Raw genomic sequence first — 21,694 nt, 5'->3', positions numbered from 1 at the left:
ATGCATCATGACAAAGAGCTGAAAATTTGCGACAAAATTTGCCAAATAATGGCTCTTATCTTAAAAGTAAAAAGTGTAAAACGGAATCAGTCATTCCTCGATGCCGGCGGCCATTCTATTAAAGTTATGGCTCTAAAGAATCAGCTCGAATCATACTTTAATGTCGAGCTTAATTTTTCGGACGTCATGATGCACAATTCTCCGGAGGAGCTTGCCGAATTTATAGGCAATCTACCGAAAGGCGGACGCTCTGGGACGGTGAAATGTGAGGTAATTTCCGGCGACACAAAAACAAAAATCCCTGCGAATGAAGCTCAAAAATTACTATACTTCGCCACGATGTCCCATGTCGAAGCCAGGGCCTACAATGTTCCGGTTCTTCTTCAACTATCAAAAAAAATATCTGTCGGAAATATTAGAGCGTCGTTCCAGTCATCTTGTTTGCGTCATCCGGCGCTGACATCCGGATTCGTTGTTGAAGGTGGTGAGCTTTTTCAGAAATTTGATGTGGTCTCGAAAATTCCATTCGTTATATCTCACATTTCGAAAGAAAGCCTTCAAAAGGAAATTTTCGAATTTGCTCAACCGTTCTCTCTTGACAAAGGGCCGCTGGTACGAGCTTGCTTATTTGATGATGGAGGAAAGCATCATCATCTATTGATTGATTTTCACCATCTCGTGATGGACGGATTATCACTGGAGGTATTTCTTTCTGACTTTCTAGCGTACTTGAAAGGGGAGGAATGCAATGCCCCATTTGACTATAAAGTCGCTGCCGCCTCGCTGAACTCTCTGAATAAAATCGATCCGCGCTGGAAGCTTGCGCAGAATTATTGGAGTGATTTTTTAAAGAAACCACTGAGAAGCCCAAAATTTCCCGGGAAAACCGTGAAGGTCTCGGGAAAGGCAGGTGGTCGAGGTAAATCCCTCCGGGTTAATCTGGAGGAAGATTTGGTGAAGGGGGTGGAAGAATTTTGCCGGTCGCACGAGGCAACTCTACACTCATTTTTCTTGGCTGTTCTGAACAATTTAATTTCCAAGATAACCCACGAGGATGAGGTCCTGATCGGAGTTCCCTCGAACGGTCGGGCAACTCGCGAGACCGAGGGCGTAGTGGGGTTATTTGCTCGAACTCTCCCGAGCCGACATCAAATAAAAACCACTGACAGATTCTCTGATTTTGTAAAAGAGGTAAATGCGCATTGCCTAAAGAGAATGGATTACGAATTATATCCATTGCAAGGCGAAATTCCCTTTGAGGTGGAGCATTCATCTTTTAATTACAGCGTCGCCTACACAACACAACAATTCAACTTCGACCTGGGGAATGCTGGAAGGATTTTGCGAATTAATTATCCTTTCTGCCACTTTCCGTTACTTTTCAGTGTCATTGAGTATTTGGAGCGTGGGGCGAGACAATTTGAATTGTCGGTTGAGTACGATTCGGAGCAATTTGACGACAAGACAATTAACATTTATGCCAAAAGTTTCGTTAATTTGTGCGATCAGATCGTTGCTTCCCACGGTAGCAAAAGCATAAATTCCCTATCACTCTTGCCGGACGATGTAAGTCTTGATCTGGTCGCACGATTCAATCCTGGCGGGATTGATGGAAGTGAAAACAATGGAACGGTTATTTCGAGATTCAAGGAAATGGCTGCGGCTTTCCCGGAACGGGTAGCCCTTGTATCTTTAGATGAAAAATTGAGTTACCGGACTCTGGATGAACTCACCGATCGAATCGCAATAGTTCTCCGCTCCCGATTATCGCAAGAGGGACCAGCGAGAGGAAGTTCCATTGCTGTCTTGGCGACACGTAATGTCGACTATGTGGTTGCAATCCTCGCGATTCTCAAGGCGGGTGTGGCGTACGTTCCTCTGGATCAGGATTATCCCGTCGTTCGTCTGCAAATGATGGTCGAGACAGCCCAATGTTGTTTGTGCTTGGATCTCGGGGGCAATGCGAACTCATTAGCGATCCCCATACTGGATTGGGCTCAGGTTCTCGCAGCAGCCGATTCTCAGGTGGGGATTCAACGTTCAAACGAAATTGGCGTTGATGCTGACACTCGAGCGTATGTGATGTTTACCTCCGGCTCGACGGGAACGCCGAAGGGAGTCGGAATTTCACATCGAAACATACTTCGTTTAGTTCAGCCGAATAACCCGATTCCATTGAGCGAAGACACGAAGGTCTTGTTGACCGGATCTCCATCTTTTGATGCAACAACCTATGAAATTTGGGCGCCACTATTGCACGGCGGCTCAGTGGCATTCATTGATAAGATGACGCTTCTGGATTCCCGAAAATTGAGCCATTCAATTGACCGATTTACTCCGAACACAATGTGGATGACGGCACCACTTTTTTTTCGGATGATCAGGGAAAAACCAGATTTGTTTGAAGCTGTAGATTATCTGATCGTGGGAGGAGATGTCGTCTCTCCTGACGCAGTCGCAATGGCCCAAGAATCGTCCCCCGGATTGACCGTGGTGAATGGGTATGGACCTACCGAGAATACTACGTTTTCAACCTTTTACGTCATCCCGAGAGGAATTAATCAGAGTGCAATCTCGATTGGGCGGCCATTACTTGGATCAACAGCTTATGTAATGGACAAAGGCGGTAATATTTTACCGCCAAATGCACTGGGGGAGCTGTACGTTGGAGGTGATGGTGTTTCAGAGGGGTATATTAACGACGACATCTCGCTGACGGCCGAAAAATTTGTCAACCACCGTTGGCCAAATGGAAAAAAAAAATACTTGTATCGTACGGGCGATCTGGCCTACTGGGACCAGGATGGCCTAATTCATCTCCTCGGACGAATCGATTCCCAAGTCAAGACGAGAGGGTTTCGAGTGGAACTTGAGGAAGTTCGAAGCCACCTCTTACGACAACCAGAAATTCAAGACGCCTATGTGACCCTGACCCAAGAAGAGCAGGGGGGTGACTCGCTCGCTGCATATCTGGTTCTGGAAAGTTCGGTCCCAGAAGAGGTTCTAGCGTCTCTTCACACGACGCTTCGGAATGCACTTCCTGGCTACATGGTCCCTACTCGGTACCTTCAAGTAGAAGCGCTTCCTCTAAATATCAATGGAAAGATAGCAAAGAACCAGTTACCGCAGGGTTTGAGGCCATGGCCCGTGGGCGGTTCGATGCAAATGCAAAATCAGCTAACGGGGTCACTCGCGCGCCCAGAGCGGCCCCCACAGCAACTCGAAGACCCAGAAACAGCAATTCAACGGATCTGGAGTGAGATTTTGGGAGTGGGCGTACCTGGACTTGACGAGTCGTTCTTCAGTCTTGGTGGTGACTCGCTGAAAGTGATCACACTGGCATCTCGGCTTGAAGGCCTTTATGGGGCGCGCCCTTCGATCGTAAATCTCTATTCATTAAATACGGTCCGAAAACAGCGAGATTACTTTGAGGCTGATGCTCAAGGTAAGGTCGCGGCGAATGCAAACAACGCAAGCACGGGTGTCGGACGAGCTATTACCCCAATGCCCAAACAGAAACGCGTGAAAGCTAATGATGCACAGACGCGGATTTATATTCTGGACCAAGTGACAGCGGGACGCGCGCCATATCTGATTCCGCTTCTATTCAAGCTCAATGGAAAGCTAAGTATAGAGCGTCTTAGAGAAGCCTGGGCAGCGCTCAGGGAACGCCACCTCTTCCTGCAGAGTCGATTTGAAATGGACGCAGATCAGATTGTTTGGGTCGAGTCATCTGGTGAGGAACCATCAAACAATTTCAAAGCCTCCACTGGAATTCATGAGGCGGACCTACCCGAGTGGCTTGAGGCCCATCTAGGCTCCTACAACTTTACGCAATCTGGCGTCGCGAGGCTGGATGTTGTGGAGACGGTCGATGATAACGGCCCCGGTGCGGTATATCTGGCATTTATTTTTCATCACATTGCAGTTGATGGAACATCAATTGACATCATTACAAGGGATCTCTCTGCGCTTTATCGCGGTGAAGTTCTTGACCCGATTGAAACTTCAGCATTTCAGTTTTGGGCAAGGCGAGAGAGAAACGAAAATTCCGATAAGGCCAATATTTATTGGCGCAACAGGCTAAGCCAAAGCACAACGGAAATTCAGTTGCCCAATGATTTTTCCCGAAGCGCACACCCGCAAATCAAAGGCGAAACACTCCATCGAACTTTGAGCGAAAAAATACTGGCAGACGTGAATGAAGTGGCGCTGAAAAATGATGCTACGCCGTATATGGTCTATTTGACGGCATTCGTGATCCTTCTCCGCCGATACTCCAGGCAAAGTGACTTCAACTTGGGCACTGTTGCCAGCGGCCGCATGGAACCAGAAGCTTCTCAGCTGGTAGGCATGTTGGCTACAACACTCCCTATTCGCATTCAATTGAATCCGGATTGGACTTTCGTGAAATTGCTTGAATTTTTAAAAATAGAAATTCTTAATGGTCTGGATCACCAGGACTTCTCATTCAAGGAATTGGTTGCGGAGCTCAATTCCTCTCGCGAAAGCTGGAGAAACCCGCTTTTCAATGTATTTTTTTCAATGATTGCCTCTGGATCAGTACCCCCGTTTGGTTCTGGCGTCAGTTTGAAAAAAATAGATTGGAATTATCAGGGCGCAAAATTTGATCTGAGTTTGTTTGTCACTGATGACCCCGAAAACCCTAGAATCTCTATCGAATTTGCGTCGGATATTTTCAAGCGAAGTACTGCCGAAAGAGTTGCATGTAATTACCTAAATATTCTCAAAAATATCCTGATAAATTCGAATCAGTCAATTGATAATATTTCAATATTGTCGCAGATGGAAAGGGAGGATGTGTTGAATGGGTTCAATGCCACATCCACTCCGTATGATCGAAAATGCTTAATCCATCAGCTTTTCGAGCGCCAGGTAGTGATTTCACCGAATTCGATTGCAGTCGAGCAAGAGGGTGCCTCTTATACATACCTTGAACTGGAAAATTCTGCCAATCAACTTGCTGCTTCTTTGCGGCGAATTGGAGTTAATAAAGGAATTCCGGTTCTAGTAATGATGGATCGATCCGCGGGCATGATTATTTCGGTCTTGGCTGTACTGAAGGCTGGCGGATTTTATGTCCCAGTTGAAACTGATATTCCGGAGCAGCGATTGATGTCGATCCTGGAGGAGCTTCAGATCAGTCATTTTATTACAGACAAAGAATCTCTTTCAAATTTTAAAATCAATAATCCAAAGTTTGAAGCACTCAAAAAAATCGTCTATGTCGAGTCGGACAAGAAATTTACGAATGAGAATGCAGATTGCTTAACCCCTGTGGCGACCAGCGAAGATCTGGCTTATGTAATATTTACGTCTGGATCAACTGGAACTCCCAAGGGCGTGAAAGTCGCTCATCGGCCAGTAATAAATCTGATTGAATGGGTGAACGGTCGTTACCAGGTAAATGGTGGCGACAAGCTTCTATTCATTACGTCACTTTGCTTTGATCTTTCGGTATACGATATTTTTGGCATATTGGCTGCGGGTGGAACAATCCGGGTAGCGCACAAGAGCGAAGTACTGGACGCGCAGCGTCTGGCTAAAATTGTGCTGGACGAGAAGATAACGTTCTGGGATTCAGCTCCTGGCGCAATGCAACAAATACTCCAATTTATCCCCGTAAGCGACACTCCCTCTCATGCATTGCGGTTGGTGTTTTTAAGCGGCGACTGGGTACCTGTGTCTATTCCCGGTGAGTTGAGGAAACTCTTTCCCGAGGTTCGAGTTGTTGCGTTGGGAGGCGCTACTGAGGCCACCGTCTGGTCAAATTATTTCGATGTGACAGAGGACTCCTCTAATTGGGTAAGTATTCCATATGGAAAACCCATTCAGAATGCGCGCTACTACGTATTGGATGATCTCAATCAACCGTGCCCCATTGGAATTCCGGGAAAGATTTTTATCGGCGGCGAGTGCCTCGCAGAAGGTTACACGGGAATTGAAAAGCTCACTGAGGAGCGATTTATAGCGGATCCTTTTGACAGATCTACAGATGAGTTGAACGGCCCGGTCGACCATCAAAGAATAATGTACGACACCGGAGATCTTGGCTCCTGGCGTCAGGATGGAACAATGATATTCCTGGGAAGAGCGGATCATCAGGTAAAGATCCGTGGATATCGCGTAGAACTGGGTGAGATTGCGCTATCACTGAAACAGCATCCAGCGATCCGCGAGGTGATTGCACTTGCTCAACTGGATCCGACTGGACAAAAAGTACTGGTTGCCTACGTCACGACCCGTTCACAAATCAATTCTCAGGAATTGTCTGACTTCTTAGCAGCCAAGTTGCCTGCCTATATGATTCCTGCATGGTATTCGTTCTTAGACGAATTTCCGGTTACTAGAAATGGAAAGTTTGATTTGAAACGACTTCCAAATGTCTCGGAACTCATTTCTCTGCAAAACGAAGAGACGGCGGAAGAGCGCCGAGTTGACAGTCTCGAACTTGAGGAGTTGGAGAGGCAAATTGAATGTCTGTGGTGCCAGATCTTAGGGCGCGAGGTTACTTCTAGGAATCTAAGTTTTCACCGAGCCGGTGGGAATTCATTGCTTTTGGTCAGGTTGCATAGAGGGATCGATGAGCGTTGGCCGGGCGCCTTTTCGATTCCTGACCTGTTTGTCATCGCTACGATCTCGGATCAGGCAAAGCATGTTGCCTTCACGGGAGCGGAGAAGGTCAATGATGTCGGCGGTAATGGTGACAAAGACTCCAATATAGACAGGATTCTAGACGAACTTCAAACCCAGGGAATTACGGTCGAGCAAGCCTTCGAACAAATTCGAACTGCATATCGTGACTGAAATAAAATTAGAAATTCTTAAAGAAGTTTCAAATAAAAATATAAGCCTGGAGTTGGCGAAGAAACTTCTCAAATACCTCGATGAAGTCGAGTTCCATCGGGAGCCAGTTGCAATTATCGGGATGGCGGGGAAGTGGCCTGGGGCAGGGAGCATTTCGGAATTCTGGAAACTGAATATGGAAGCGATTCCACAGGTCCGACCATTTCCTTCGTCACGTCAAAATAGAGTGGATAAGGATTCCGAAAAGCTCGCAGAGATGCAAGTAGGCTCATACTTGGATCAGATCGAAGACTTTGATCCGGAGTTTTTTGGGATCAGCCCTCGAGAAGCTGAGCTTATGGATCCGGTGCAACGTCAGTTTTTGAGCATAGCATGGCTCGCATTCGAAGACGCGCATTGTCCGCTTCCCAGGTTGAAGGGGCGATCGGTCGGTGTCTACGTGGGATATTGCGCCGGCTCGGATGATCTGACGTATGGGCAATTGATCCGCCAGCGTAATCCGGAACTCTTCAATTTGGCTATCACGGGGAATCTCTCCCCCATGATTGCGGGACGTATTAGCCATCTTTTCGATCTGAGAGGCCCAAGTCTGGTAATTGATACGGCTTGTTCCTCTTCTCTGGTTGCTGTGCATCAGGCTTGTCAGGCGATGCGCCAAGGTGATTGTGAAATGGCGTTGGTAGGAGGGGTTAAATTACACCTGCTACCTGCAGCATCTTTTGAAAGCATCGGAATCGAATCCAAAGATGGGATGACGCGAACTTTTTCGGGGGAGGCCAGTGGAACCGGAATTGGAGAGGGTGTGGCAGCCGTGGTGCTCAAACCGCTGAGTAAAGCACTTCGGGATGGAGATGAAATTTACGCGACGATTCTGGGATCTGCGAGCAATCAAGATGGTTCAACGTCAAGCCTCACCACACCCAATGTCGAAGCCCAGGTGGCAGTAATCGAGCAGGCCTGGGCCGAAGCAAGAAATAATAGTGACCTTGCTTCCGAAAATTTCTACCTGAAAATCGGATGTATGGAGGCACATGGCACGGGTACTCAGCTGGGTGACCCTATAGAATTTGAGGCGCTATCTCGGGTATTTAAAAAATGGGCCAGTGATTTGCGTCACCACTGCGCGGTCGGATCCGTAAAGAGTCTGTTGGGGCATCTGGATAGTGCGGCAGGAATCACTGGACTGGTCCGTGCAGCATTGATGGTGAACCGGGGATGGATTCTTCCATCCCTTCATTTCATTCAGCCGAACGAGAGCATTGACTATTTTTCTTCGGCGCTATACGTGAACGACCATCTAATTCGCTGGCCCATAGGTGGCAAACGTTATTGCGGAGTAAGCGCGTTCAGCATGAATGGCACGAATTGCCACGTGGCTTTAGGTGAGCAAATTCAGAAGACGCCGGTCACATGGAGAAAAAACAGCCTAGAAGGCGTAGTGCTGTTGTCTGCGCATTCGCCTGACTCCCTTCGGGGGTATATTCGGGTTCTCAGAAAATATCTAATAGAACGTTGTCCTGAATTCGGCGGTTTATTGCGATCACTCGCAGTGCGACATCATTTCAAATGCAGATTCGCATTTTCATCTGACTCAATCGAGCAAACTATTATTCTTCTTGATAAGGCCTTGAATTTATGGCCGAACTTGTCGCAAATTGAAACAAATAATTCCTCGGAAATTTCTAAAAACTACATGAAAGGAATTTCGGGTGATTGGTCTGCTTTGTATTCTGAATTTAGTTACGCCCGGATCCCGGGAACAGTGTTCGATACCCGTGATTTTTGGTTTTCAAATACAGAATTACCGAATGACGTCGGATACGATCCTGAGCAGATAACCAGGGCGCTTTGGAAAAGCATCTTGGGCTCGTCCTACGTGTCGGACGATGAAAATTTCTTTCGATCTGGAGGGGATTCACTTAAGGCTACGTATTTTATTTCAAGATTATCCAATATTCTCGACTGCAATTTTGATCTTGATCAGCTATGGAAAACTCCAACGCTTACAGAACTTTTGAAAGTTATTCGTCCAGCGTAATTAAATAAATCCTATTCGCCATCTCGATTTCTGGCATATAGGAGGTGCTATGAACCTACTCGCCTTAGTTTTCCCTGGTCAAGGTGCTCAAAAAGCATACATGGGCAAAGACATCTTCGAGTCCTCTACCGCGGCACGGTTGGTTTTCGAGGAAGCCAATGACGTGTTAGGTTGGGACGTTGCCAAAATCTGCTTCTCTGGGTCCGAACTCGCTTTTGCCAGTACGCATTCGGCACAGGTCGCTATCTTTGTGGTCGAGATTGCAATGCTTGAGGCTATTCGAGCCGAAGCACCTATTTTCCCGGCTTTCTTCGCCGGCCATAGTCTTGGTGAATACAGTGCCCTGGTAGCGGCCGGTGGGCTCGCGTTTTCAGAGGGACTCCAACTCATCAACAAACGGGGCCAATTGATGGAGGCCGCTTGCCAGGTGGATCACGGAATGCTGGCTGTCAGCGGGATTTCCATTGAGAATTTGAAGAGGATACTTATTGATCTTGACCAGTTTGGACAGCCTTTAGACATCGCCTGCAATAATGCTCCAGAGCAATATGTTTTATCAGGAGATCTGGCACTTCTTCGCAAAACAACGGAATTATTATCGGGATTTAACGTTCATACAAAGCGCTTGAAGGTGAGTGGTGCATTTCACTCTAGATGGATGCAGGAATCGGCACGGGAGTTTCGTGAGGAGTTGAAAAAAGTCTCGTGGCGAAAATTGAAAAATGGAGTAATTTCAAATGTTTCTGGCTATCCGTATCCGGACGACCACTCTGAATGGATAGACCTTCTCTCACAGCAGTTGCATCGCCCCGTGAATTGGCTTAAGACGATCCGCTTCTTATACCTCCATGGTGTGAGAAAGGTCGTGGAAATCGGCCCAGCCAGTATTCTAAGTCAGCTTAATCGATCTATCATTCCTTTCCTCGAAACACGGTCCGTATGCTCAATCGGAGATATGGAGATGGAGTTGGGATTTATTTCTAAAAATTCTCGAGCAGGAAACGCATTGGCGTTTGTTGCTCGATCGCTATCGTATGCTGCGGCCACAAGAAACCACAATAAAAGCCCATCGGGTGAGGGTAGGTACTTTGACGAAGAATGTGGAAGTCTATATTCAGAGGTATCGAAATGCTATCATCAGGCGAGATATCAATCACATGAAGATAATGAAAATCTTTGTAGATTGTCCGTACGCATGTTGAAATATATTTTCGAAAAAAAGGGCATTACCAAAGCGGAGCAGGACTTACGCTATCGCGAACTTTCCTGGAATGATCCCTATGCGATCTTATGAATGAAATTCTGATTCCTGGCTCCCGATCAGAGAAATTCGAGGTTACTTTGATCTGCTTTCCCCATATGGGTGGAAATGCCTATCACTATAATACCTGGACGGATATCTTACCTACCGATGTACGGGTCTTGACCTACCAGCCCCCAGGGAGAGCAACCCGAATCCGGGAGAATCCGTTTTATGAAATAAAATCTCATGTTGACCATTTGCTGCCCCATCTTTCCGTCGTCACGGAAAGGCCTTGCTTGTTTTTTGGCCATAGTTTTGGGGCTATTGTTGCATTTGAGTGTCTTCTGGCACTGCGACGAAATAAATTCAAACTCCCCAATCGAATAATTTTGTCTGCAGCTGCGCCACCATCGCCAAATACCCTTCGAGAGGCCTGTTGGCTTCGAACGCAAAGTGACTCTGAACTTTTCGATCAATTGGTAAAAATGGGAGGGGTGCCAGAGCAACTTCTATCCTACAAAGATGCTTTTATGCCAATAATGCCCACTATCCGAGCGGAACTTTGGAGCCTGAATGATTATCGCTTTGACCCCCACAATCACGAGCCTCTTTCTGTTCCATTATCGATTTTTTCCGGACAGGACGATCAGGCGGTGAGCCCGCAGAGCATGGCGGGCTGGATGGAGGCGTTTTCTGGAGAAAAAAACCAAGTCATTTTTCCGGGCGATCATTTTTACACTCAAACACAGAGCTCATTAGTTTCAAAGAAAATATTAGATCTGATCTTATCGGATCTAATATTATTAATAAAAAACAGGATTTGACGGGTGTCAGTTTTGTTAATTTTTCAGTTCGCCGTTATCTTCGATAGAAGTCAGGCTTGTCGAGCGGCCACGGCCACAGCTTGAGGCGGGTAGTGGGGCGAGGCGAAATCGATGTGGCCGTTGCCGTGACTTTCAATCTGTCAAAGACGACCTCCATCATGGTGGACACGTAGTCAGGTCGCCCCGGCAGGATGGAGGTCGTCGGAACGCTCGTCGGCCTTGGCGTTACGATTCCCTCCGATCTCGTGTTTCGCCCCGGGACGCCAGTGGACATCGAATCGAGCCCCGTTCCATCACCGATGGGGCGCCACCCATGGGAATCGACTTCATTCGGGTGAAGCGTCAATCCCAGACACCAGCGGCTCAGTCATTCGGCCGCGTTATCAAGACAGCATATGGTTTGAGCAATTAGTGCTGGCGCAAAAAGCACTGATCGAGACTTCTGCGCATCGGGTGACGAGCGATCGTGTCTCTCAAGACTTGACCCGGAAACGCACTATTGTCCAGTACACTACACGCCGAATGATCTTCGCCGAATTAGATTGGAGCCTTGATGTATGACACTTGATCACACTGCGCCGACAGCCGGAGGTGTAACGGTATTGAACCGGACACTCGGTCGTGCGGACATCGAGCAATTGATCGAGGAGGCGAGGGGACCGCTACATTTCGAGGATTGTGATTTCGACGATGCGGACCTCTCACGGCTGAATTTGCGGGGGGCGACGTTTGAACGATGCGCGATTGCACAGGCATCTTTTTTGGGTGCTGCACTCGTTCATACCCATTGGATCAAATGCCGGGCACGTCAAGCGGATTTCCGTTCTGCAGATCTGGTCGATGCAGTATTTCGGTCGAGCGACCTCAACAACACGAATTGGCGGCGTGCAAAACTTGGGGCGGTTCATTTCCGCGGTTGCAAGCTGACAGGGGCAAATTTCGAAGACTGCGCGACGCTTGGACTCGAATTTGATGAGACGTTGCTGGTCGGCGCACATCTGCGCCGAGTGTCGTTTCGCAAGACAACCCTGCGAAATCTCGATTTTTCAGATGCGGATCTTGCAGGGGCAGACTTTCGTGATGCGGTGTTCGAGGGTGGCAGTCTCAGGAATGCACATCTCAGGGATACCCTATTTGAGGGAGCAGATCTTCGCGGCGTGGATTTACATGGTGTACGCCTGATTGACGCCGGATTGTTTCGAGGGGCAACCATCTCGTACGAACAAGCAGCAGAGCTTGTTACCGAACTGGGGTTGCGGGTGGTCTGACGCCTGTCGTCAACATGTTCCGCAGCCCATCCAGTGCCCATGCAGGCGCATGATACGAGGACGAGCGACCGCAGTGGACGGACGGAAAGTATGGCACTCACAGCCAAATCATTGTTCCGGAAAATCAAACAATTAGCGATTGGCGGGACGCCGGCAAGATAGGCTGGACCGATCTTGGCGTGCGAAAAGATGTCCAGCGCTCGTGTCGGAGCGTCGTCGGTCGCGTGGATGTGGATTCCGCGATTCTCAGCTCACCGATGCTCAATCGAACCCTTGAATGGTCGGTGATTCGCGCGCATGTGATTACGTGGGCGCGAACTCTGTGGGTATGCGGGCTGCAGTTGGCGGACACAAAGCAGGGCGTTCACCTTTATCCATACAAATCAATAAAATCAATCACTTAGTAAGAAAATAACGGCATCGAAACCCTAATTTTTGTCCATCAATGCGGACACAATTTAAGTGCGTTTCTGTGGCGCGACAGAAAATAGGTGCAAAACGGTCGCGTACTCTGCCGTGGACGGAATATCGGTTCAATTCTGCGAACCGAATCAGGTAATGATGCCTAGTGTGCATTCATGCCGATCCAGCCTCCTTGAGTCAAAACTTTCGTGACTGGCTCCGAACAGATTTTCCGAGGAAAATGTAATGTTGGTAACTGTTACAAATTTCTCGCTAGTCTAGGGTGACGGGAGTAGCGTCCTACCAACAAGGACATCCGCATTTGCTGGTTGATGCCCTCGTTGCATGTTGCAATGCAAGAGTCGAGGAAATCGGAAACACGACTTCACAGCGGGGTTGGCCATCGCAGTTCGACCCGCTTCGGTCAGCCGTCTCGCCGCCGTGACCGGCAGCTATCGAGCCGTCGTAAGACATTCGAAGTAGTAGTATTCCACGGTCGCCACTCTTCGCAGCAGCGGGCCACTGCGGCGGCCAAACGATTGCTAGACGACCCCTTGATTTCTGCATTTAATCCTCGATGGATTGAGTCGCGGCCCCCGTTGTAAATTCGATGCACGGGTAGCGCGCTTCGGCGATAGTCGATAGATCTCGCCCATCAAGCATGTACGTTGAGAACGTTAGTCTCGATGTGCCGAACGAAAGCGTCCTGTCTAAGGGTTGCATAGCCGTCATGAAGTCGGCGACGGTCGTTGTTCCTGCCAAGTGCGCACACAAGTCATCGACAGAGAAATGGTCGCTCTGCCAAAGTCGACGCGAGACGTCCTGAATCACGATGTACCCACGCCGGAGGAGATTCAACATCTCGTGCACTTGCCTGACTGGATGGCCCTCGCATTCATAACCGGTGAAAACGCGGTTGCCAATGGCAATGCAGGTATGCACATTGGCTGCAGGCGCGACCGTCCAAGAAAGCGTATCAAACACTCGACGTTGGTTCTCCGATTTCGATAGCCACGTCTTGCGCTGCGTCAGCTGGTTAGCAGCATGCGCCACGTGGTCAAAACTCGTACGCATTTCATAAACGTTACAGGGGTGGAACGAGTTTTTACACTCAAACAGGAAAAGATGCCCGTCTCGATAAGCCAGAACGTCAACTTCTAGCTTGTTGTTCTTCGTCCCGGTGTCTACTTCCATTTCGACCAGGAATCCAGCCTCTTGCAAAGCGCTTTTCAGCGCTGCCTGCATTGGATCTTGGTCTATCTTCTCTCGCATGGTAAGCCGTTTGGCGTGGTGGCACAGCAGGTTACGGACAAGGTTTGAGCCAGAGAGAACCACTAACGAAAGCATGTACCACCCGCCGCTTGATATGATCGGCGTGTATTGCAGGTCGATATAGTCGGACGACAGATCGCACGTTAGGAACTGAAGCATTTCCGCGGCCTTCTCGTCACCCAAGAGTTTTCCCAGAATGACCATTAGCTTCTGGTGCTCGAAGACCGGCAGGCAGGAGGTCAGATAAACATTAGGTCGGTCGGTAACTGGCGAATGACGGTCGATAGCGCGCCGGAATCCAAGCTGCATGAAGTAGAAAAAGCGCTGCACCTTCAAGATGTCGATTACCGAGATGTTTCCGACAACGGGTGAATCGATAATTTCGGATGGAGCGACATAGTCCTCGGTGCCCAGCATTTCGATGCTAAACAGGTCTTCCAAAAACAGGCCGTTCCCGGAAAACGGTCGAAGTAATTCGTCCACGAGCGGCAACATCGAAACATATCGCGGGACTGGTTTGGAAACGAAGTGGATGACCTGTTCGCCGAGTTTCTCGTAGTAGATCTGTGCCAAGTTGGTGACGGAGAGGATTTCCTGATCTTGGGCCTTGCCATGCTCCATCAGCGCGCGGAGGCGAATCGCTTTTTGCATATCAGACTGAATGTATCCTGCGCGGATCGACTTCTCCAGCATGGGGTCGTCTGCGCTAATCCGGATCTCGCTGCCACTTGCCGTTGCAGAGTAGGGAAATGCGTCAACCAGCACCTCGGCCTCAAGATATTCACAAATCTTCGCTGCGTCCACAAGCATGTCTTGATAGAACGTGTTTGAAACGGCGGAGTCGTCGACCATCCGAAAATGCTGCGCCGTTATTCCCAACTCCAAGTGGAACAGACGCAGGAGATATGAGAATGCCTCAGCCATAGCTTCGCTTGAGTAGGCATCCGCAGATTCGGTGGACAACTCCGTATTGCCGGGCATGCCATAAGCGAAGGCTAAATCGACGTGAGCCAGCAACGTCTTGATTGCGACAGATTGCCTTGATCTCATCCGATCAACGAGTGACCGGCGCGCCCATTGTAGACAGGGAGCCAGTGACCACAATGCTTTGACTGAGCGAAGATAGTCGGCGTCTGTTTCGCTGAGACCGTAGAGCACGGCATTATCTGCCCAATCGGCAACAACGGCTTGCACAGCTGGACTGTTAAAGGAGTAGTGGGAGGCTCGGAAGACTCCATCTCGTTGAATTCGCGATATCGCTTTCTCCGGCCCCAACAGTATCAACAACGCTCTTGCCACAGAAAGCGCCGTTCCGGTCTTGTTACGCGAGACGTTATAGGAGAGGGCCCTCAACGCCTCGTCAACATCCGAGGCTTTCGGCTTGGGTCGGCAGGCTGTAGGAGACAACTTCTTGAAGGCTTCTAAAGGGGCTTCTACACGATGAAGTTGAGAGAATAAGTCTTTAAAGTTCATTTTCTTCTCTGACTAGTAGCCGGGCGCGGTCCATATGCCATTCCAGACAGGACCGTCAGGTTGGTGGGTAATGGACCACGATTACGCAGTGTTATCGCGCCGAATTGTGGCGCTAATAGCATTTCTATCGGACGTGATTGCAGGCGCGGCCAACCGCGATCAAAGCGAAGCAGACGCTCAAATGACCGGTCAGTCGCGAAGGCCGATGACCGCAACTGGCCGCATCGAGACAAACGCGATCGTCGCAACCCGACCCACAACAGTCGTTCGGTCCCAAGTGAACTCAAAGGCGGTTTTGAAGCTACAACGGTCTTTTTGGCGGCCATGTTTGTCGGCAAGTTATCGGCGTTCGCCGGCGTTCAGGTCAGGCGATGCCAACTACGCGGCAGTCTCCCCTAGCACCTTGCCTGCCGACGGCGCGTCTATCATCGGTAGGAGCATGATTGCCCCAGAACAGACAGCGCGCTACATCGCAACTCTCATTCAGTTTTATTGTGCCGGCCGATCGGCCTGCTGGTATTCGTGAGTTGACAAACCGCAGAGCGCGCGGTCGAGCAACCAAGCGCGGCTGATGCTCGGCCAGCATGTGGCGACGAGGCCCGTCACCGATACAAGCACGGGAACGAGGCCGCAAGGCAACGCAGTCTCGACCGGCGGAAAGCGCGCGCTTACCTTACCCCTGGTCGTCAGCGCCGTAGTTGTCAGGGTCGCTCATCCAGTCTGGTTCGATGTCGTTGAAATACATGTCGTGCGTTGCCGGCAACAATTCGACACCGTCTAGTGTCAACCCGTCTGCATCGATCTGAACCGTCACCAGCGCCTCGAACTTAATTTCGACGTCGTCGGGAATTGTGGCGCTACCCATGCCAACATAATCGCGATCAATGCTGTCAAATTTTTCAAAGCTGAAGTGCACGTCGATTTGCAAAGAAGCGGTTCCACTAACCTTGATCACCGCCTGTCCGTCATCGTGCGATATCGTGTCTAGCGTGGCGCCGGTCGCGTCGGGAATGTCGAGGCTGATATCGTCCACTGTTGCTTCGACGCCTTCTTCCTCCACCGAGAACTGGGAGTCGGCCTCAACACGAAACTCGAACTTGTCCACCTGGTGTCGGGCGGCTTCGAGTATTGCGGCATGAAGTCCCACAGCATCTCCGGCTAAAAACTGCGTAGCGAGGCGTACTGCTGGCTCGCGAGCCGCTCCCAGCCCCTGAATGGTAGACAGTGCATCAGCGAGATCGTCGACCACAACGAGGCGCTCTGACTGCGCACCATAACGTTGCCAATCTTTGTCATGTGCGACGGCCAGAATTCGCGTGTCGCGGGCCGCGGCCCAGCCTTCGAGGGTGGACAGTGCCACTGCGTCGGGAAATTCTTGTTTTTTCTCGCCGGTTTCCGCGAACGGTGGTTCACCAGCCTCGTAGCGGCGCATGACTTCACCGATCGAGGCAAATTCGTTCTCATGAAGGATTTCCGCCCCCACACGCTGTGCCCAGTCGTCGAACCGCTTCCGGGCGCGCGCATCATCATCCGATGCCGCCACATTGCTCAGCGCGGTCAGTTCCTCCTGATGCGCCGAGCTCAACGCTCGATGCTTGGCGGTATGCGCCAGTGCAGTGCGTAACGCCTTCGTCGCGTCCGTTGCATTTTTCGCGAGATGTCGCTTGACCTCGTTAGCCACCGTGTTAGCTATGACGAGTGCAAACTCGCCTTCGCGAAACTGCTCGAGCTGAGCGAGCAACCCGCTCTCCAGCGCGAGACTGTTCTTTTCAAAGATCGACGTGTCAATGGTCAGCGCGGTGATCTCACCGGCGAGGATTTGATTGTTGATGTTCTCGTCCATGAACGTTGGTGCAGTTGGCAATAACGGTCTGATTCTCGCACGACGCGAGTCATATTTCCCGTGTTTTGATGATCGCAGGAGCAACTTCGAATAGCATACGACGTCCAAACACCTTTACGTACGTGCCGCGAATGACCAACTGGTACTGCCGGATGCGTTTGGCTGTCAGCGGCCCGTCGCCTCTCATTCTTCGCTCCGAGAAAATTGGTTCGCGTTTCCGAAAAATGAAGTTGAATACGCCGGCTGGCTGTATACCGCAGCAGAGGGCATTATTTAGGGTCGGATACCCGTGTACCTTTGATCGTGCGGACAGCGGCATTCTGCCCGTTGTTTGCGATGTCGGGCACTTATAAAATCCACCCGGATCATATATCCGCGTACTTGGAAGTGACGCTGGGGGCGAGAGAGGATGCCGCGACCTTCGGCACCGGTTGGGGATGAATTATCGGAGCGATTGGAAGTAAGGATGTGTTTGATCAGGTGAGCGTTGATGAGTCCTTCGTCGTCTACCAAATATGTCTATCCAACGCCATCGTGCTTTCCATAGCGTGACATAAAAAAACCCAAGGAGTTACAAATCATTCTTCGCCGAAAGTTATAATATTTTGTTAGCATAACGACAAATCCAATAACAATTCTGCTGAATTCTGGAGGAAAATGGTGATAGCTCGCTAGGCGTCGGCCGAGCGCCGACTTTCTTGTGTGCGAGTATGCGGAAAGGACTGCAAAGACCGATCCTAAATTGCCCTCGATCCAAGGTTGGGTGTAACTGTCGGAAACAGTGACGCGAATAAAGCGATCGCAATTCCTGTCCAAATCGTTAACCAATGAACCATGGCGTGGGTGTCTATGAGACTCTGGCCTGCCCACAACCAACGGGGCCGTGATTCTCTAGGCGCCAGTGATACAAGAATATCCGTCAGGCCACGTAAATCGCAGCGCCGATTGAGATGCGCCGTGATGTCTCTTTGTTACAATTGATTAAAAGACATCTAATCTGAGGGGACTGTGGCCAAAACTGCCAAAGTAGGCACAAGCACTGCGCTTACAGCGTTGCCACTGCCAACACCTTGGCCCGGTGCCAATGCTCGACTGCTAGGACTGGGAGTTGGTCTTCCCGTCGCCCCACTGGACCGCTTAGCACAATTCAGCGCCGACGACTTCGAGCGATTTACGCTCGAGTGGGCGAGCGAATTCCTTGCAAAGCAAATCAATGTGGTCGAGGTGCAAGTCCGGGGGGGCGCTGGGGATAAAGGTCGAGACGTTGTCGTCTGGCTCGACGCATCGAGCGTAACCCCGCGTCGCTGGCAGCTATACCAATGCAAGCACTATGATGCGAAGCTCGGTTTGCCCAAAGCGGGTATCGAGATAGCGAAGGTGCTGCACTACACGCATATCGGCGACTACGCGGCGCCCGAACTCTACTCTTTTGTGACGCACAAGGGCGTCACTTCGACGTTTCAGGACTTGCTTGACGTGCCGGCCGACCTTCAGAAAGCGATGATTGATTCTTGGGACAACTACTCGAAGTCCATAACTTCGAAGCAGACCATCGCACTAACTCTTGAGCTCAAGCAGCACATCCTCAGCTTCGATTTCAGCATCTTTTCTGCGAAGCAGCCTCACGACCTAATCGCGGAGCACGCTCAAACTAAATATCACATGACGGTGTTCGGCGCACCATTGCTGGACAGGCCGCCGCCGCCTCCGCCGCCATCGACGGTCGCAGCAAACGAGACGAAATACATCGGACAGTTGTACAGCGTAATCGGTGATGCTCTTGGCACGAAGGTCGTTGACGCAGCAGATTTCAAACATAGCCCACCTCACGCACGTTTGTTCGAGCGCTCTCGATTGGTGTTCTACAGCGCAGAGGGGCTCAAAGAGCTGGCTCGCGACCAGATGGCGGACCAAGCCTATTTCGATTCGCTGCTCACCGAATTCAGCGACGGGCTGTACCACCATTACACCGACTCCAATGGAAGTCCAATGGCGCGCCTAAAGGCCACAGTTGCCGCCGCCCAAGCGATTCAACTTGGTGCACACCCGCTGGCTCCCCATGTGACAGGCAAGGACCGTGAAGGCATGTGCCACCAGATGGCGAACGAAGACATCCTCGATTGGTGTAATCCATGAATAGCGCGGACAAGCCAATCCGAACGCCTCAGATTCGCCCGTTCAATTCAGCTCTTGAGTACGGGTTCCGGACTCTGTTCATCCTCAACGCGGCGCAAGGTGATGCAATAGACCTCCAGCGGCTCGTTTCCTACGACTACCTGCTCGTCCACTCGGGTGACGTGGATGCTGGCCCAGCTAGCTTACATCCGGCGATGCCTCATCGAGGCACCGAGCTACTCGTGAAGCGAAAAGTCATCCACGCTGGTTTAACCCAGATGCTCGGGAAGGAATTGATTGAACTCGTCTTTGCTCCACAGGGCTTCTTGTACCGAGCCACCGATATGACCGACGCGTTCATCAAGTTACTGAAATCTGCCTACGCGCAGGAGTTGGTCGCTAGAGCTGAATGGACAGTCGGCCGGTTTCGTGAGCACACGGACGAGGAGCTCGAAACTTTCATGGTGCAAAACTTGGGACGATGGGGCTCAGAGTTCGAAAGCCTCACCGCTGTTGATTTACTGGAACTGTGACAATGCTTCAAATTAGAAAGATTCGGCTCCGAGGACCTGGTCTGGCAGATGCCATGGTTCAGTTCTACAGCGGCGCCAACGTGCTCGCGGGCGAGTCCGACACCGGGAAAAGCTTTCTTCTGGAATGCATCAACTTCATCCTCGGAGCTGAGAATCTTAAGCATGTCGAAGAAGCGGCGGGATACACTCACCTCGCCGTCGAATTCGTGAACTCGGATGATGAAGTCATCACATTGGAGCGCCCAACAGACGGCGGCGGTCTGATGGTGTATCGAGTACCCATCGACGATATTTCCGGAGCAGGCGAGCCGATAGCCCCGACTAGAAAAGGCTTGAGCAAAGGCCCGGACGTTACGTCAATCTTGTTGCCGTTCGCGGACATCAACGAAGCTCGCCTTCGCAAGAACGTCGGTGGCGAAACTCAACGCTTCACTATCCGCACTATTGAACCGCTGTTCCTTATCGACGAAGTCTCTGTCATCGATCAACACTCCCCCGTAACAGGGAAGCCCGGATTCGGTGATACTGCCCGCAAACGTGCTCTTTCGTACGTCCTCACTGGAGTTGACGATGAAGGCCTAGCGGCCGGAGAAAAGAACGAAATCGTGAAGGCGCGATTGAAGGCAAAGCTCGAACTTGTCAACGAGATGTTGGAGCCATTGAACGAGCGCTTCGCAATACCGGGTGGATTGAATGCATCGACAGACGATACAGAGTTAGACAACTTGATTCAGCGCCTGAAAGGCGAGCTTACGAGTCTCGTTGCCTCTCGGGAAAAAGCGCTCGAAAAGTCGCAAGAGGCAACTTGGAAAATACTGAAAGCCGATTCGCAGCTGCTCGGCTTTCGAGAACTTCTTTCGAGGTATCAACTGCTGGACGAACGGTACGCCTCTGACTTGGACCGACTCGACTTCATTTCCGAAAGCTCTTTCTATTTCGAAGCGCTTCAGGACGTTCCCTGTCCAGTCTGCGACCAGATAATGGCACCAGGTCACTCGCATCCCCCGGATTCCGCCGCTCCCCCAATCCGAGAGTCGGCAGTGGCCGAAGCTAAGAAAATCCACGCGCATCGAACTGACTTGGCTGCGGCAATTAGCGACGTTAAGGGTCGTCAAGGTTTGGTCGAATTTGACAGAAAGGTCTTCGATTTCGACCTCAACAATTCGAATGCTGAGTTGACTAGCACTTTGGCCCCACGTTTGGAGGTAACGGCTGAGCAGCTCGAGAAACTCATGATTCAACATTCCGAACGTGACGCTACACGAGTTGAACGAGAACGTTGGCAAGAATTGGTTAAACGCCAGAACGACATTAGTGCAGCCCTCGCCGAAAGCGGTACGCCCAAGAAAACCTGGGCGGGCCTTCCGCCGGAAGAGCTCGGGAGGTTGTGCGCAGAGATTCAAGACGTCTTGGTCGAATGGTCTTGGAAAGGTACTCCACGAGTCCAGTTCGACGAAAAATCATACGACATCGTTGTGGATGGTAAGCCGCGTCAGTCATCTGGCAAAGGCGTCCGGGCAGTTCTCTACGCAGCCTTTGCAATTGGATTACTGCGATACTGTGCGAAAAATAACGTGCCGCATCCCGGAGTAGTCATCATCGACTCACCGCTGACAAGCTACAAGAGTAAAAGGAGCGAATCGGTAAAAGGGGAGAGTGGGCAGATTGACGCCGGCATTGAAGCGGCTTTCTGGGATTCGCTTGCCAAAACAACGAAAGACGTACAGGTCATTGTGATTGAGAACAAAGAGCCTCCGAGCGAAATCGCCGAGGAAGTTCATTATCAATGGTTTGCAGGCGAGAACGCGAAAGGTGATGACCGCGCCGGATTTTTTCCGCCGAAATCTCAGTAGAA

The 21,694-nt window shown here is 50.4% G+C and carries 10 protein-coding genes; 8 read left to right on the top strand and 2 right to left on the bottom strand.

The genetic code is table 11. The features are described from left to right. From ACIPHM_RS01125 to ACIPHM_RS01105, 5 genes are all read left to right on the top strand, one after another. Entirely contained in the window at nt 1-6,828 is a 6,828-nt protein-coding gene (locus ACIPHM_RS01125) for an amino acid adenylation domain-containing protein (protein ID WP_400323544.1), read from the top strand. Next, nucleotides 6,821-8,866 carry a beta-ketoacyl synthase N-terminal-like domain-containing protein gene (locus tag ACIPHM_RS01120; RefSeq protein ID WP_400323542.1) on the top strand — a complete coding sequence of 682 codons (2,046 nt, stop codon included), beginning with the start codon at nt 6,821-6,823 and terminating at the stop codon, nt 8,864-8,866. The genes ACIPHM_RS01125 and ACIPHM_RS01120 overlap by 8 nt, the downstream gene beginning before the upstream one ends. Before the next feature lie 49 nt (nt 8,867-8,915). Further along, nucleotides 8,916-10,160 carry an ACP S-malonyltransferase gene (locus ACIPHM_RS01115; RefSeq protein ID WP_400323540.1) on the top strand — a complete coding sequence of 415 codons (1,245 nt, stop codon included), beginning with the start codon at nt 8,916-8,918 and terminating at the stop codon, nt 10,158-10,160. Further along, the gene (locus tag ACIPHM_RS01110) at nt 10,157-10,933 is read left to right on the top strand and encodes a thioesterase II family protein (RefSeq protein WP_400323537.1); all 777 of its coding nucleotides are present in this window, start codon (nt 10,157-10,159) and stop codon (nt 10,931-10,933) included. The genes ACIPHM_RS01115 and ACIPHM_RS01110 overlap by 4 nt, the downstream gene beginning before the upstream one ends. Nucleotides 10,934-11,490: 557 nt before the next feature. Next, nucleotides 11,491-12,201 (top strand): pentapeptide repeat-containing protein, encoded by a 711-nt coding sequence (locus ACIPHM_RS01105; protein ID WP_400323535.1) that lies wholly within the window; start codon nt 11,491-11,493, stop codon nt 12,199-12,201. A gap of 969 nt (nt 12,202-13,170) precedes the next feature. Here the strand turns inward: ACIPHM_RS01105 and ACIPHM_RS01100 are convergent. Both ACIPHM_RS01100 and ACIPHM_RS01095 read right to left on the bottom strand, forming a co-directional pair. After that, nucleotides 13,171-15,348, bottom strand: coding sequence for a hypothetical protein (locus tag ACIPHM_RS01100; protein WP_400323532.1), 2,178 nt, complete (start codon nt 15,346-15,348; stop codon nt 13,171-13,173). Between the two features lie 673 nt (nt 15,349-16,021). Beyond that, nucleotides 16,022-17,191: a PIN domain-containing protein gene (locus tag ACIPHM_RS01095; RefSeq protein ID WP_400323530.1), complete on the bottom strand. Its 1,170-nt coding sequence runs from the start codon at nt 17,189-17,191 to the stop codon at nt 16,022-16,024. Between the two features lie 1,008 nt (nt 17,192-18,199). Between ACIPHM_RS01095 and ACIPHM_RS01090 the strand changes: the two genes are divergently transcribed. Genes ACIPHM_RS01090 through ACIPHM_RS01080 form a run of 3 tightly spaced genes read left to right on the top strand, consistent with a single transcriptional unit; the run spans nt 18,200 to nt 21,692 of the window. Beyond that, nucleotides 18,200-19,327, top strand: coding sequence for an ABC-three component system protein (locus ACIPHM_RS01090; protein ID WP_400323528.1), 1,128 nt, complete (start codon nt 18,200-18,202; stop codon nt 19,325-19,327). Beyond that, complete coding sequence (locus ACIPHM_RS01085) at nt 19,324-19,839, top strand: ABC-three component system middle component 2 (RefSeq protein WP_400323525.1); 516 nt, start codon at nt 19,324-19,326, stop codon at nt 19,837-19,839. The genes ACIPHM_RS01090 and ACIPHM_RS01085 overlap by 4 nt, the downstream gene beginning before the upstream one ends. 53 nt (nt 19,840-19,892) lie before the next feature. Further along, a complete protein-coding gene (locus ACIPHM_RS01080; protein WP_400323523.1) occupies nt 19,893-21,692 on the top strand; it encodes a hypothetical protein in 1,800 nt (599 codons plus the stop codon). Nucleotides 21,693-21,694 lie beyond the last annotated feature (2 nt).

The sequence above is a fragment of the Pandoraea sp. NPDC087047 genome, from assembly GCF_044745225.1.
Lineage (GTDB): Bacteria > Pseudomonadota > Gammaproteobacteria > Burkholderiales > Burkholderiaceae > Pandoraea.
The sequence above is the reverse complement of the archived record's forward strand: the minus strand, read 5'-3'. Positions and strand labels throughout refer to the sequence as shown.

Coding starts and splice junctions, on each gene's coding strand:
- ACIPHM_RS01080 (WP_400323523.1), top strand. CDS start 19,893: ATGGTTCAGTTCTACAGCGGCGCCAACGTGCTCGCGGGCGAGTCCGAC.
- ACIPHM_RS01100 (WP_400323532.1), bottom strand. CDS start 15,348: ATGAACTTTAAAGACTTATTCTCTCAACTTCATCGTGTAGAAGCCCCT.
- ACIPHM_RS01105 (WP_400323535.1), top strand. CDS start 11,491: ATGACACTTGATCACACTGCGCCGACAGCCGGAGGTGTAACGGTATTG.
- ACIPHM_RS01115 (WP_400323540.1), top strand. CDS start 8,916: ATGAACCTACTCGCCTTAGTTTTCCCTGGTCAAGGTGCTCAAAAAGCA.
- ACIPHM_RS01110 (WP_400323537.1), top strand. CDS start 10,157: ATGAATGAAATTCTGATTCCTGGCTCCCGATCAGAGAAATTCGAGGTT.
- ACIPHM_RS01125 (WP_400323544.1), top strand. CDS start 1: ATGCATCATGACAAAGAGCTGAAAATTTGCGACAAAATTTGCCAAATA.
- ACIPHM_RS01085 (WP_400323525.1), top strand. CDS start 19,324: ATGAATAGCGCGGACAAGCCAATCCGAACGCCTCAGATTCGCCCGTTC.
- ACIPHM_RS01095 (WP_400323530.1), bottom strand. CDS start 17,191: ATGGACGAGAACATCAACAATCAAATCCTCGCCGGTGAGATCACCGCG.